This is a genomic window from Pseudomonas sp. NBRC 111123 (assembly GCF_001320205.1).
Lineage (GTDB): Bacteria > Pseudomonadota > Gammaproteobacteria > Pseudomonadales > Pseudomonadaceae > Aquipseudomonas > Aquipseudomonas putida_J.
The window spans coordinates 62,819-76,745 of record NZ_BCAZ01000011.1 but is presented as its reverse complement, the minus strand read 5'-3'; the positions used below and the strand labels follow the sequence as shown (position 1 = coordinate 76,745).

General features: G+C 64.2%; 12 protein-coding genes and 1 pseudogene. 9 read left to right on the top strand and 4 right to left on the bottom strand.

The genetic code is table 11. The features are described 5' to 3' along the window. Positions 1-9: 9 nt before the first annotated feature. Complete coding sequence (locus tag APH27_RS08500) at positions 10-1,509, bottom strand: cytosine permease (RefSeq protein WP_060484547.1); 1,500 nt, start codon at positions 1,507-1,509, stop codon at positions 10-12. A 94-nt stretch (positions 1,510-1,603) separates the two neighbouring features. Beyond that, positions 1,604-1,993: a nuclear transport factor 2 family protein gene (locus APH27_RS08495; RefSeq protein WP_060484546.1), complete on the bottom strand. Its 390-nt coding sequence runs from the start codon at positions 1,991-1,993 to the stop codon at positions 1,604-1,606. 269 nt (positions 1,994-2,262) lie between these two features. Here APH27_RS08495 and APH27_RS25765 point away from each other — a divergent pair. The 8 genes and pseudogenes from APH27_RS25765 to APH27_RS08460 all read left to right on the top strand — a co-directional run. Further along, a pseudogene (locus tag APH27_RS25765) lies at positions 2,263-2,460 on the top strand (CorA family divalent cation transporter); the annotation flags it as partial. A 262-nt stretch (positions 2,461-2,722) separates the two neighbouring features. Next, entirely contained in the window at positions 2,723-3,343 is a 621-nt protein-coding gene (gene ycaC / locus APH27_RS08490) for an isochorismate family cysteine hydrolase YcaC (RefSeq protein WP_010951959.1), read from the top strand. 94 nt (positions 3,344-3,437) lie between these two features. Next, positions 3,438-4,256, top strand: a complete 819-nt coding sequence (gene ppk2, locus APH27_RS08485; protein WP_060484545.1) for a polyphosphate kinase 2 — start codon at positions 3,438-3,440, stop codon at positions 4,254-4,256. 35 nt (positions 4,257-4,291) lie between these two features. Beyond that, positions 4,292-5,491 carry a monovalent cation:proton antiporter-2 (CPA2) family protein gene (locus APH27_RS08480; protein ID WP_027918291.1) on the top strand — a complete coding sequence of 400 codons (1,200 nt, stop codon included), beginning with the start codon at positions 4,292-4,294 and terminating at the stop codon, positions 5,489-5,491. A gap of 36 nt (positions 5,492-5,527) precedes the next feature. Next, positions 5,528-6,625, top strand: a complete 1,098-nt coding sequence (locus tag APH27_RS08475; protein WP_027918292.1) for an AI-2E family transporter — start codon at positions 5,528-5,530, stop codon at positions 6,623-6,625. Between the two features lie 13 nt (positions 6,626-6,638). Further along, a complete protein-coding gene (locus APH27_RS08470) occupies positions 6,639-8,153 on the top strand; it encodes an efflux transporter outer membrane subunit (protein WP_027918293.1) in 1,515 nt (504 codons plus the stop codon). Further along, positions 8,150-9,241, top strand: coding sequence for an HlyD family secretion protein (locus APH27_RS08465; RefSeq protein WP_060484544.1), 1,092 nt, complete (start codon positions 8,150-8,152; stop codon positions 9,239-9,241). Before APH27_RS08470 ends, APH27_RS08465 begins: the two co-directional genes overlap by 4 nt. Next, a complete protein-coding gene (locus tag APH27_RS08460; protein ID WP_060484543.1) occupies positions 9,231-10,241 on the top strand; it encodes a DUF2955 domain-containing protein in 1,011 nt (336 codons plus the stop codon). The genes APH27_RS08465 and APH27_RS08460 overlap by 11 nt, the downstream gene beginning before the upstream one ends. A gap of 117 nt (positions 10,242-10,358) precedes the next feature. Here the strand turns inward: APH27_RS08460 and APH27_RS08455 are convergent, their stop codons facing one another. Beyond that, the gene (locus APH27_RS08455) at positions 10,359-12,080 is read right to left on the bottom strand and encodes a SulP family inorganic anion transporter (RefSeq protein ID WP_060484542.1); all 1,722 of its coding nucleotides are present in this window, start codon (positions 12,078-12,080) and stop codon (positions 10,359-10,361) included. Between the two features lie 350 nt (positions 12,081-12,430). On the opposite strand from APH27_RS08455, the gene APH27_RS08450 reads away from it, so the two are divergent. Next, entirely contained in the window at positions 12,431-12,721 is a 291-nt protein-coding gene (locus APH27_RS08450) for a hypothetical protein (protein WP_256250567.1), read from the top strand. Positions 12,722-12,815: 94 nt separating this feature from the next. Here APH27_RS08450 and ychF read toward each other — a convergent pair whose 3' ends face one another. Further along, complete coding sequence (ychF, locus tag APH27_RS08445; RefSeq protein WP_027918298.1) at positions 12,816-13,916, bottom strand: redox-regulated ATPase YchF; 1,101 nt, start codon at positions 13,914-13,916, stop codon at positions 12,816-12,818. Between the last annotated feature and the right edge of the window lie 11 nt (positions 13,917-13,927).

The following is a 13,927-nucleotide window of genomic DNA, read 5'->3' as shown; positions in this document are numbered from 1 at the left end:
GGTATCCAGTCAGGCCAATTCGGCGGTGGTCACCGGCGTGCGTGGGTCGCTTTTGCAGCGCACCCAGCGCGGGCCATTGGGGCCATACACGCCAGCAGGTTCAGGGAAAAGGTTGAGCAGCAGCAGGTACAGCACGCCGGCCAGGCCCAGGGTTACCGGCAGGCTCAGGTCGATGCCGCCGGCCAGGTCGCCCAGCGGGCCGACGAACTGCCCCGGCAGGTTGACGAAGCACAGGCCGACCATCGCGCTGGGGATCCACGCGCCCATGCCGCGCCAGTTCCAGCCATGCAGGAACCAGTAGTGGCCGCCACGCTGGCCGCGGGTGAACACTTGCAGGTCGTCGGCGTGGTAGAAGCCGCGACGGGTGATCAGGCCGAGGATCATGATCACCATCCATGGGCTGGTGCAGGTGATGATCAGCACGGCGAAGGTCGACACGCTCTGCACCAGGTTGAAGGTGAAGCGGCCGATGAAGATGAAGCCGATCGCCAGCACGCCGATCAGCAAGGTGGCGCCCGCGCGGCTGAGCAGGCGCGGGAACACGCTGGACATGTCCAGGCCGGTGCCATACAGCGCGGTAGTGCCGGTGGACATGCCGCCGATCACCGCAATCAGGCACACCGGCAGGAAGAACCAGCTCGGCGCTACTGCCAGCAGGCCGCCGACATAGTTGTTGGCGGCGATGTAGTCGGGTGCCTGGGTGGCCACCAGGGTGGCGGTGCACAGGCCGAACAGGAACGGGATCAGCGTGGCCACCTGGGCGGCGATCACCGCCAGCATGATGCGCGACTTCGGCGTTTGCCGCGGAATGTAGCGCGACCAGTCGCCGAGGAAGGCACCGAACGACACCGGGTTGCTCATGGCCAGGATCGCGGCGCCGACGAATGCCGCCCAGAAGCCTGGCTGGCTCAGGTTGACGCTACCGGCGAAGCCCGCATCGAACGGCCCGGCGAAGGCGAAGATACCCAGCAGGAACAGCAGGCTCGACGCCCACACGGCGATCTTGTTGACCCACAGCATGAAGCGGAAGCCGAAGATGCATACCACCAGCACCAGCACCGCGAACAGGCCGTAGGCCAGGCCCAGGGTCAGGTCGGTTTCCGGCAGCCCGGCCAAGCGCTTGGCGCCGCCGACCAGGGCATCACCCGAGCTCCACACCGACAGCGAAAAGAACGCCACGGCAGTGAGCAACGACAGGAACGAGCCGACGATGCGCCCGTGCACGCCAAAATGCGCGCCTGACGACACCGCGTTGTTGGTGCCGTTGAGCGCGCCGAACAGGCCCATCGGTGCGAGGATCAGTGCGCCCACGCCGACGCCAAGCAGGATCGCCCAGACCCCGGCCTGGAACGACAGCCCGAACAGCACCGGGAAGCTGCCCAGCACGGCAGTGGCGAAGGTATTGGCACCGCCGAAGATCAGGCGGAACAGGTCAAGCGGGGAGGCGTCGCGTTGATCGTCGGGGATCTGTTCGACGCCATTGGTCTCGATACCGGTCGAGTGGCTCATGGTGATGCTCCAGCGCGGTTGTTGTAGGCCCGGCGCGGTGCGCGAGCCCTCTTGTGGGTGCGATGGCAGTGCGGCAAGGCCGCGTAAGTTCGGATCAGGCTGCGGTGACGACCGACAGGTGCTCATGGCACGCCAGCCATTGTTCACCGTGGCGGCGGAAGACGATGGTCTCGCGCTCGGCCAGTTGATGCTCCTCGCCGGCAATACGGATATGCGTGGCCACGTCATGCATGAAGATCGCCACGTCACCCTGCAGGCTCACCTGCCCGTTGCTGGACTCACAGCCGAGCACGGCAAAGCCTTCGGCCTGCCATTGGGCCCAGAGGTCTTCATAGGCACGGCGGGACAGCAGGGGTTGCGGCAAGGTGTGGAAAAGGAAGGTGGCGTCTTCGCTGAAGCAGGCGAAGTAGCGGGCGCTGTCGTTGCTGGCAAAGGCGGCGACGAGGTCGGCGGCGGCCTGCCGTACCTGGAGTGTCTGGTCCACGGGAGTGGCCTCACGGTTATTGTGATTGTGGTGAAGCGATTCTGGAGGGGGAGGGCAAGGGAAAAAATCGCAGGCGGAAAATAATTAGTTCAGAAATCTCTGAAGTGAATCCCAGAACACAAGACAGGCAACCACGGCCTGACAGGTTTGGCACGTTGCAAAAAATGTAGGAGCGGATTTATCCGCGATGCGCCGCGCGGGCGGCGCTCGATCTCACAGGCGCAACAAGGCCCAAGGCGAGCCCAAGTATCATCGAACTGCAACTTGTATCCCGCACCCTGTTCACCCTGACCGTGGTCACCGTGTTGGCGCTACCGATCAACATCATCGCTGGCTTCTTCGGCATGAACGTCGGCGGCGTGCCGCTCTCGGGCGACCCGAACGGCTTCTGGCTGCTGGTGGCGCTGGTGGCGACCTTCACCTTCCTGGCGGGGCGCTGGGCGTTCAGCAAGCGGCGCGAGTATTGAGCCTGTGCTGGCCTCTTCGCGGGTAAACCCGCTCCCACAAGTGCTGCACCATACTCAAGCCCGGTGAAACTCCTGTGGGAGCGGGTAAACCCGCTCCCACAAGTACTGCATCATACTCAAGCCCGGTGAAACTCCTGTGGGAGCGGGTTTACCCGCGAAAAGGCCAGCACAGGCTTGCCCAGCCAAACCGACTGACGGTCCCATCAGCCCCTGATACTTGCCTACGCTGAAGCTCCCAACCTTTGTTGCAAGGAGATTCGGCATGGCCTTCCAATACAAGCGACTGGACAAGAACAACGCCGCCGTCCTGCTGGTCGATCACCAGACCGGCCTGCTTTCACTGGTCCGCGACATCGACCCGGACCGTTTCAAGAACAACGTCCTGGCGCTCTCTGACCTGGCCAAATACTTCAAGCTGCCGACCATCCTTACCACCAGCTTCGAGACCGGCCCCAACGGCCCACTGGTACCGGAGCTCAAGGAGCAGTTCCCCGACGCCCCCTACATCGCCCGCCCTGGCAACATCAACGCCTGGGACAACGAGGACTTCGTGAAGGCAGTGAAGGCCACCGGCAAGAAGCAGTTGCTGATCGCCGGGGTGGTCACCGAGGTCTGCGTGGCCTTCCCGGCATTGTCTGCGCTGGAGGAGGGCTTCGAGGTGTTCGTGGTCACCGACGCTTCCGGCACCTTCAACGAACTGACCCGCGATTCGGCCTGGCGACGCATGGAGGCAGCCGGTGCCCAGCTGATGACCTGGTTCGGCGTGGCCTGCGAGCTGCACCGTGACTGGCGCAACGATATCGAAGGCCTGGGCACACTGTTCTCCAACCACATCCCGGACTATCGCAACCTGATGACCAGCTACAACAAGCTGGCGAAGTAAGGGCGTCAGGGCGCGGCAACTTGCCTAACAGGCGAAACGGCAAATTGTCATGGATCGACCATACTGACTTTTCATTCGCCCTCAGGAGAGCGCTATGGCCAAGCCGTCCAAGAAGAAGGATTCGAAGGAGCAGCCAGAAAAGCTGGGCGGCAAAACGTATGAGCACGCGCTCAGGAAGCTGCACGTGGAGCTCGTGAAGCTGCAGGAGTGGGTCGTGGCCAAGGGCCTGAAGGTCTGCGTCGTGTTCGAAGGCCGCGATGGTGCCGGCAAGGGCGGCACCATCAAGGCCATCACCGAGCGGGTCAGCCCACGGGTGTTCCGCGTGGTGGCGCTGCCGGCACCGACCGAGCGGGAAAAGACCCAGATGTACGTGCAACGCTACCTGCGCCACCTGCCTGCCGCGGGCGAAGTGGTGATCTTCGACCGCAGCTGGTACAACCGCGCCGGTGTCGAGCGGGTGATGGGCTTCTGCAGCGAAGAGCAGAGCGCCAAGTTCCTCGCCGTGGTGCCGCTGTTCGAGAAGATGATGGTCGAGTCGGGGATCATCCTCATCAAGTACTGGCTGGAAGTCAGCGCCGAAGAGCAGACCCGGCGCCTGCAGGACCGTATCAGCGACGGGCGCAAGCTGTGGAAGCTGTCGCCCATGGACCTCAAGTCATACACCCGCTGGGATGACTACACCCGCGCCCGCGACGACATGTTCGCCGCCTCGGATTCGTCCTGGGCGCCGTGGTTCATGGCGCATTCCAACGACAAGCGGCGCGCCCGGCTGAATATCGTCAGCCACATGCTGTCGCGCATCCCCTACAAGGACATCACCCGCGAACAGGTAGTGAAGCTGCCCAAGCGCGGCAAGATCGGCAAATACAAGGCTGTGGCCTATCCCTTCAAAGTGATCGAAGAACGCTTCTGATCCCTTCCGGCGGTGCGTAGCAAGGGTGCGAACTGATGCCTCATGACGGCAGCCTGCTGCAGGCCACGGTAGTGTTCCTGCTGGCCGTGGTGCTTCTGGTGCCACTGGCGCAACGTTTGAAAATGGGCGCGGTGCCCGGCTATCTGCTGGCTGGCATCCTGATCGGGCCGTCGGTGCTGGGCCTGCTGGGCAACCCCGACAACGTTGCCCGCCTGTCGGAAATGGGCGTGGTCATGCTCCTGTTCGTCATCGGCCTGGAGCTGTCGCCACGGCGGCTGTGGACCATGCGCAGGGCGCTGTTCGGCGTGGGGTCGTTGCAGGTGGGGCTGACTGCCGTGGTACTGAGCCTGTTGGCCTCCTTTCTGTTTGGCCAGTCGAAAGCGGCAGCCATCGTGCTTGGCCTTGGGCTGGCGCTGTCATCGACGGCTTTTGGCCTGCAGGTGCTGGCCGAGCGCAAGGACCTGGGCAAGCCGCACGGTCGCCTGGCCATCGCCCTCCTGCTGTTCCAGGACATTGCCGCCATTCCGCTGATTGCCGTGGTGCCGTTGCTCGGTGGCGATGTGAGCACCGCCGACGAAGGCTCCTGGCCGCTGCTGGCAGTGGCGGGCGGTATTGGTGTGGTGATTGTCTTTGGCCGCTATCTGTTGACCCCGGTTTTCAAATGGACGGTCGGCTCGGGCTTGCCCGAGCTGTCTACCGCCACGGCCTTGCTGGTGGTGCTGGGCACTGCCTGGTTGATGGAGCACGTGGGGGTGTCCATGGCACTGGGGGCCTTCCTTGCCGGTGTGCTGATGGCCGATTCGCCCTTTCGTCATGAACTGGAAACCCAGATCGAACCGATCAAGGGCCTGCTCCTTGGGCTGTTTTTCGTTGGCGTCGGCATGAGCGCCGACTTGCAGTTGCTGTTCGGCATGCCCTTGATCGTGCTGGGGCTGACGTTGCTGCTGGTGGTGGTCAAGCTGCCGCTGCTGCTGGTGCTCGGGCGTACGGTGGGTGGCCTTGACCACGCCCAGGCACTGTGCCTGGCGGTGGTGCTGGCGTCCGGCGGTGAATTTGCCTTCGTGGTGTTCAAGCTGGCGCTGGGGCATCAGGTGCTGACCCAGCAGGTGCACGACCTGCTGGTGCTCGCCATCACCCTGTCGATGGCAGTGGTGCCATTGGTGATGATGGCATTGGCGCGGCAATTGAGAGATGGCAACAGCCCGCAGCCGACACCTGGAGCAGGCACCGATTAGCGCCATGAGGGCGCGCCTAACGTTCGGAGGTGAAACATGCAGCCGGGTTTGAAGCTGGACAGCGTCCTGTCGCGGGGCCTGCTCGACGTGCTGATCAAGGCGGGCCTGGTGGCCGCTTTGGTGGTTTTCTCCTTCCAGGTTTTCCAGCCGTTCCTGGAGCTGATGCTGTGGTCGGTGATTCTGGCGGTGACCCTGTATCCGTTGTACTTGCGGATCAAGCGCGGCACTGGCATCAAAGACGGTTATGCGGCAACCCTGGTGGTGCTGTTGGTGCTGATCGTATTGCTGGTACCGATCTACCTGGTGGTGATGTCCATTGGTGAGTCGGTGGACAGCATGGTGACCTTGCTCAAGAGCGGCGCCTGGAGTGTGCCGGCACCGCCCGAGTCGGTGGCGGCCTGGCCGCTGATCGGGCCCAAGGTCTATGCGCTGTGGCTATCGGCCTCGGAAAACATGGCACATGTGCTCAACCAGTGGATGCCCCAGCTGAAGGGTGCCGGGCGCACCGTGCTGGGCGCTGCGGCCAGTGCCGGTGGTGCGTTCCTGCTGTTTGTCGGGGCGATTATCGTCTCGGGCATCATCATGGCGTTTGGTGAGCGTGGCGAGGTCGCCGCGCAGCGCATTGCCATGCGGGTCTCCGGCGAAGAGCGTGGCAAACCGCTTGCAAGGCTGTGCACCGCGACCATTCGCGCCGTTGCCCAAGGGGTGATCGGCATCGCCTTCATCCAGATGCTGCTGATCGGTGTCGGTTTCGTGGTCAAGGGTGTGCCAGGTGCCGGCATGCTGGCCATCGTCATCCTCATGCTGGGGATTGCCCAGGCCCCGGCGACCTTGGTCACGCTGCCGGTGATCATCTACGTGTTCAATGTCGAGGGCTTCACCGTGGCGACCATCGTCTTCGCCATCTACACCTTCGTCGGCGGGCTTGCCGACAACGTGCTCAAGCCACTGCTGCTGGGGCGCGGGGTGGATGTACCGATGCCGGTGGTGCTGATCGGGGCGTTGGGGGGCATGGTGGTCAAGGGCATCATCGGGCTGTTCATCGGCCCGGTGATCCTCGGCGTGACCTACGTGCTGTTCTGGCAATGGGTCGCGCTGCAGGTGCCGGAGCAGCCGGCACCACCTGCCACCTGAGCCAGGGCCCGCCATGCCCAATCGTTGCTATGGCCTGGGGTTGCTGATGGTCCTGGCCGGCTGCACCCAGGTCGGCCCGGACTTCAAGAAGCCTCAGGAGCCATGGCTGGACAGCTGGAGCACGCCAGTGCTTGAGCAGGCCGGGCGCTCCGCCCCGGCACCGGACCTGCGCCAGTGGTGGCTGATCTTCGCCGACCCGACGCTCGAAGGGCTGATCGCCGAAGCCGATGCCAACAACACCAACCTGCGCGTGGCCGGCCTGCGCATCGCCGAGGCCAGGGCGCAGCTGGCCATCGTGCAGACCGGGCGTTACCCACAGCTGCAGCAGCTGCGTGCGCAGAGTCTGTACCTGAAGCAGGACCAGTCTGGCACGTCCACTGCCCGGGACTCGGTGTTCTGGCAATCCAGTGCAGGCTTCGATATCGGCTGGGAAATCGACTTCTGGGGCCGTTTCAGCCGCGCCATCGAAAGCGCCGATGCGGTCTATTTCGCCTCCCAGGCCAACTACGCCGATGCGATGCTGCTGCTGCGTGCGCAGGTGGCTGATACCTACTTCGCCCTGCGCACGGCTGAGGCGCGGCTGGATATTGCGCAAGACAACGCCAAGCGCCAGGCGCGCAGCCTGGAGATCACCGAGCGGCTGTTCCGTCACGGCGAGAACGACGAACTCGACTGGCAGCAGGCGCGTACCCAGTACCTGGCGACCCTGGCCACCATCCCCGAGTTCGAGAACCAGCTCAATGCCTTGCGCAACGTGCTCTGTTCGCTGCTTGGCAGGCCGCCGGGGCCGCTGCCCGAGCTTGCGGCGCGCCACGGGCAGTTGCCGCTGCCGGACCGCGCAGTGTTGCAGGACGTGCCTGCCAGCCTGTTGCAACGTCGCCCGGACATCCGCGCCGCCGAGCAGGCGGTGGCGGCGCAATCGGCGCTGGTAGGGGTGGCCGAGGCAGACCTTTATCCACAGTTGAGCCTGCTCGGCAGCATCGGCTGGACGTTCTTGTCGGCCAATCATCTGCCCAACACCTTCGACCTGGCTGCCGGGCCGAGCCTGATCTGGAACCCGTTCGACTATGGCCGGCGCAAGAACGCCGTGCGGGTCGAGGACGCCCGCCTGCAGCAACTGATCGAGCTGTATCAGCAAAGCGTGCGCGAAGCCGCACACGAGGCCGACGACGCTGCCAGCGGCCTGGTGCGTTCGCTGCAGAGCGCAAGCATTCGCCAGGATGCTTCGCAGGCCGCCCAGCGTTCGCTGGCCCTGGCCAGTTCGCAGTACCAGGAAGGCTTTGCCGACTTCCAGCGTGTGCTCGACGCCCAGCAGCTGCTGTTGCAGCAGCAGGACGGCTACCTGGTCAGCCGTGGCAATGCGGTGAGCAGCCTGGTGAGCTTGTACAAGGCGCTGGGCGGCGGCTGGGACAACCAGCGCAAACCGATCGACCGGGCCACCCGCCAGCAGATGCAAAACCGAACCGATTGGGGCGACCTGCTCGACGAGCCGGCCCCCGCCGACCCCGCACAAGGTGAGCCGAAATGAGTGACGCCGCAGACACGCCGTCAGCCCCCGACCGCGGCATGCGCTGGGTGTTGATCCTGATCGTCGTCAGCCTGGTCTGGTACCTGCTGGCTGACCGTTTCACGCCCTACACCCAACAAGCCCGGCTACAGGCCTACGTGGTGCCGGTGGCCGCCGAAGTGGCCGGGCAGATCAAGCGTGTGGCCGTGGGCAACAACCAGGAAGTGCGCCAGGGCGATGTGCTGTTCGAGCTCGACCAGGAGCAGTACCGTATTGCCCTGGCCCGCGCCGAAGCCGACCTGGATACCGTGCGCCGGCAGATCGGCGCCAGTACCGCAGGCATCGACTCGGCCCAGGCCGCACTGGTGGCAGCGCAGGCCCACGAACGCAAGGCGCGCCAGGATGCCGAACGGCTCAAGCGGCTGATCGACGAGGACCCGGGCACGGTATCGGTCCGCCGCCTGGAAGGGGCGCAGGCCACCCGTGATCAGGCCATCAGCCAGGTGGCGGCCGCCCGCGCCGAAGTGGTGCGGGCCCGCGAGCAGCAGGGCGGTGCCGATGCCGACAACGCGCAACTGCGCAGCGCGGCAGCCAACGTGGAAAAAGCCCGTCTGGACCTGGCGCGTACCGTGGTGCGCGCCGATGCCAACGGCTTGATTACCGATCTGCGCACCGACGTAGGCCACTACGTCGGTGCAGGTAGCCCGATGATGACCCTGATCACTATCCACGACGTGTGGATAAGTGCCGACATGACCGAGAACAACCTCGGCCGCCTGCGCCCCGGTGCGCCGGTGCTGGTGGTGCTCGACGCCATGCCCGGCACCGTGCTGAAAGGGCAGGTCCGCAGCATCGGCTATGGCGTGAGCGTCGGCCAGCCCGCGCCGCCAGGCAGCCTGCCGACCGTGCAGAACAGCCGCGACTGGCTGCGCTCGGCGCAGCGCTTCCCGGTGATCGTCGAGCTCGAGCGTGATCAGCTGGCCGACACCTCCGGCTTGCGCGTGGGTGGCCAGGCCGAAGTCATGGCCCTGCCCAACGAAGGCAACCCGTTGAACCTGCTGGGCCGCGTGTTCATGTGGCTGATGAGCTGGCTGTCGTATGCCTATTGAGCTGCGTCGCCTGCGCGCGCTGCGCCTGGCCTGGGGCGTGGCGCTGTGCCTGGCGAGCAGTTTCGGCCTGGGCCTGCCGGTGCCGATCCTGGCGCCGGTGTTCGCGGTGCTGCTGCTGGCCATGCGCAGCCAGCCGCTGCCAGTCAAGGCGGCGCCTGCACTGGCGATTCTGGTATTGCTCTGCTGCGGCAGCGGGCTGCTGCTGATTCCGCTGTTGCGCCATGCCCCGGTGAGCGGGGTACTGCTGGTCGGCGTGGGGGTATTCCTGGTCTTGCGCTATGCGCTCAAGGGCGGCAATGGCTTGCTGGCCAACCTGCTGGTGATCGGCCTGACCATGATCGCGGCAGCCGGCACCAGCGATTTCAGCCTGGCGCTGTCGGTGGTCGAGGCCCTGGCCAAGGGCATGCTGCTGGCGGTGCTGGGCACGGCGCTGGCCCATGTGCTGTTTCCGGAACCTGCCGGCGCGCCGGTACAGCCTTCGCCACCTCTGCCCGACAGCGCGGATGTCGGTTGGGTTGCCCTGCGCGCCACGCTCATCGTCATGCCGGCGTTTCTGCTGGCGCTGATCGTCCCGGATCAGTTCATGCCGCTGATCATGAAGGCGGTGAGCCTGGGGCAGCAGGCGGGGGAGACACGGGCGCGGCATGCCAGCCGTGAACTGATTGGCTCGACCTTGCTGGCCGGGGTGCTGGCGATGCTGTTGTGGGGGGCGTTGAGCCTGTTCGTACACCTGTGGATGTTCTTCCTCTGGGTGCTGCTGTTCGTCCTTTGGCAGGCGCGCAGGCTCTACCGTGCAGTGGACACGAAGCAAAGCCCGGCGTATTGGGTGAGCTGCCTGACGACCCTGCTGATCCTGCTCGGGCAGTCGGTGCAGGACAGTGCCGGCGGGCAGGATGTGTACAAGGCCTTTGCCGTGCGTATGGCACTGTTCGTGGCAGTGTCGCTCTACGCCAGCGCCATGCTGATCTGGATCGACCGGCGTCGGGTTCGGGCGGCCTAGCACGCCTGCACCGGCCCTTTCGCGGGTAAACCCGCTCCCACAGGTACAGCGTCGCCCAAGGGGTCACCCTATCCCTGTGGGAGCCGGTTTACCCGCGAAGAGGCCAGCACTGGCTACTCAAGGCTTCCAGTCAACCCCGGTATCCGCCAGATAGGCATCCACCGCAGCACCGACTGTTGGGTGGAATGCCTTCTCGCCCAAAGGCTCGAACAGCTCGAAGCGCTTCATCTTGTCCTTCACCGGGTCCTTCATCTCGGCAAACTGCAGCTCCACCCCACGCGCCTCCAGCGCCCGATCCAGCTCGGCGAGCATGTCCGCCGATGTGATATCGATGCTGGTGACCGGTTCCGCCGCAATCACCAGCCGCTGCACTGGCGTGGGTGATTCGTCCACTGCCGCCAGCACCGTGCCCTGGAACTGCTCGGCATTGGCGAAGAACAGCGGCGCATCCCAGCGCAGCAGCACCAGCCCGGGAATCCGCCGTGCCTGTGGGTAACGTTTCACGTCATGGTAACCACGGGTACCGTCGACCCGCCCGAGTACCGCGTAGTGCGGCCGCCAGCCATCCCACAGGAATTCGATCACCGACACTGCCACGGCAATGCAGATACCCGGGATGGCGCCGAACACCGCGACGCCGACGAAGCAGGTGAACGACAGCCAGAACTCCCATTGCTGCATGCGGAAGATGCGCTTGAGGTCGGCGAACTCGAACAGCCCCAGGGCTGCAGCGATCACTACAGCAGCCAGCGCGCTGTTGGGCAGGTGCTGCATCAGGTTGGGGGCGACCAGCAGCAGCAGGGTCACCGCCAGCGCGCCAATGATGCCGGTCAATTGGGTTTTCGAGCCGGCCGCCTCGGCCACCGGCGTGCGCGACGAGCTGCTGCTGATCGGGATGCCCTGGAACAAGCCGGAGGCCAGGTTGGCCACACCCAAACCGAACATTTCCTGGTTGGGGTTGACGGGTGTTTTCAGCCGCGCGGCATAGGAGCGTGACAGCACACTGGTGTCGGCGAACGACACCAGCGCCACGGCGATCCCGCCCAGTACCACTTCGACCAGGTCGATGTCGGTGACCCACGGCAAGGCGAAGCTGGGCAGGCCCTGGGGCAACTGGCCGAGCACTTTGACGCCCATCTGGTCGAGGTTGAACAGGCTCACCGCCAAGGTTGCCAGCACCACGGCGATCAGGATGCCGGGGATGCGCTTGAAGGGTTTGAGCAGCAGGATCAGCACCAGGCTGCTGGCCCCGACGATGAAGCTTGGCCAGTGCCCATGGCCTGCGAACACTGCCTGGCCAAGGTGCCAGAGGTCACGCAAGGGCCCCTGGCTGTCGACCTTGAGGCCGAACAGCTTGGGCAGCTGGCTGATCAGCACAGTGAGGGCGATGCCGTTCATGTAGCCGTAGCGGATCGGTTTGGACAACAGCTCGGTGATGAAGCCCAGGCGCAGCAGCCCGGCGATCACGCAGAAGGCGCCGGCCACCAGGGCCATGAGGCTTGCGATGGCAATCGCGCGCTGCGGGTCGCTGGCGGCGTATTGCACCACGACTGCCAGGATGGGTGCGGCCAGTGCCGAGTCCGGGCCGAGTACCAGGATGCGGCTGGGGCCGAACAGGGCATAGGCCAGCAGCGGAATGATGGTGGCATACAAGCCATAGATGCCCGGTACCCCGGACGCTTCGGCGTAGGCGATGCCGACTGGCACCAGCATGGTGGTGAGCACCAGGCCGGCCGCGATGTCTTTGGGCAGCCAGGCGGGCTGGTAGTGCAGCAGGGTGGCCAGGCCGGGGAGCCAGCGTTGCCAGTCGAAGCATCGGCGCGGCGGGAGTTCGTGCATGGTGCGGGCTCCAGAGCCAGGGGGCTGCAACGCAGCCCCGGCAATCCCTCAGGTGTAAGACAATTCCGAACTTGAAACCAAATGCTTCTGTTGAAGATAGCTTGGGAATTATCCTACGCACGCCGCTGCCGTTTCTCTGTTGTCGATGTTGAGCATCAGGGCTAATTTCCCCGGGTCGTCGAAGTTTGACGACCGGGTGTGAGAGCCCGCTCACAAGCAAGAGATTGTCGTCATGGTAGCTGTGCGCGGGCAGGCCCCGTGCCTGGCCGGTTTTCGCTCTTGTTTGGCCGGTCTCTCACCCCGCGTACAGCTGCCACCTAATCCTGTGAGAGGGAAAGGGAAGGCAGCCCATGCAAACAAACGAGAGAGAAATCATGAAAAAACTTGTTCCAGATCCACCCGCCAAAGTTACATCCCAGCCGTTCTACACCATCAACAAAGACATGCCCTCACCCGAGGCATTGCTCTATGTCATTCAGTTGCTGCGCGGAATTGAAGACACCCTCGACGAATACATCTGCGGCAATGCCGGCGAGCCGGGCATCGGCATGCTGGTGAATAGCGTGCATAACGTGCAGATGGGGAGGGCGTTGGCAGATTTGGTACTGAGCCGGGAAGCGGGGGAGATCACCTGGCCTTGATGCCAGAGATTGTGGAAAGGCATGTGTGCCCCATAAAACAAAACCCCTTGAAGCCATAGGCATCAAGGGGTTTGTCAGTACTGTGAACTGCCGCTTAGACGTTGAAGCGGAAGTGCATCACATCACCGTCTTTGACGATGTAGTCCTTGCCTTCCAGGCGCCATTTACCGGCTTCCTTGGCACCGCCTTCACCCTTGAACTGGATGAAGTCGTCATAGGCCACCACTTCAGCGCGGATGAAGCCTTTTTCGAAGTCGGTGTGGATAACGCCGGCCGCCTGCGGGGCGGTGGCGCCAACGCGTACGGTCCAGGCGCGCACTTCCTGCACGCCCGCAGTGAAGTAGGTCTGCAGGTTGAGCAGCTCGTAACCGGCACGGATCACGCGGTTCAGGCCAGGCTCTTCCAGGCCAAGGGCCTCGAGGAACATGTCCTTCTCTTCGCCGTCATCCAGCTCGGCGATTTCTGCTTCGATCTTGTTGCACACCGGCACCACGACCGCGCCCTCTTCCTCGGCGATGGCCTTGACCACGTCCAGGTGCGGGTTATTTTCGAAGCCGTCTTCGGCGACGTTGGCGATGTACATCACTGGCTTGCTGGTCAGCAGGTGGAAGCCACGGATGACGGCCTTTTCGTCGTCTGCCATGTTCTTCATCAGGCTGCGCGCAGGCTTGCCTTCGGTGAAGTGCGGAATCAGCTTTTCCAGGATGGCCTTCTGCGCCAGGGCGTCCTTGTCGCCGCCCTTGGCATTACGGGCAACCTTCTGCAGTTGCTTCTCGCAGCTGTCGAGGTCGGCGAAGATCAGCTCAAGGTCAATGATCTCGATGTCACGCTTGGGGTCGACGCTGTTGGAAACGTGGATCACGTTCTCGTCTTCGAAGCAGCGCACCACGTGGGCGATGGCGTCGGTCTCGCGGATGTTGGCGAGGAACTTGTTGCCCAGGCCTTCGCCTTTCGACGCACCGGCCACCAGGCCTGCGATGTCGACGAATTCCATGGTGGTCGGCAGGATGCGGTTAGGCTTGACGATTTCCGCCAGCGCCGCCAGGCGCGCATCGGGCATCGGCACGATGCCGCTGTTCGGCTCGATGGTGCAGAAAGGGAAGTTCTCCGCCGCGATGCCGGACTTGGTCAGGGCGTTGAACAGGGTGGACTTGCCGACGTTGGGCAGGCCGACGATGCCGCAATTGAAACCCATGGGTATTCCCC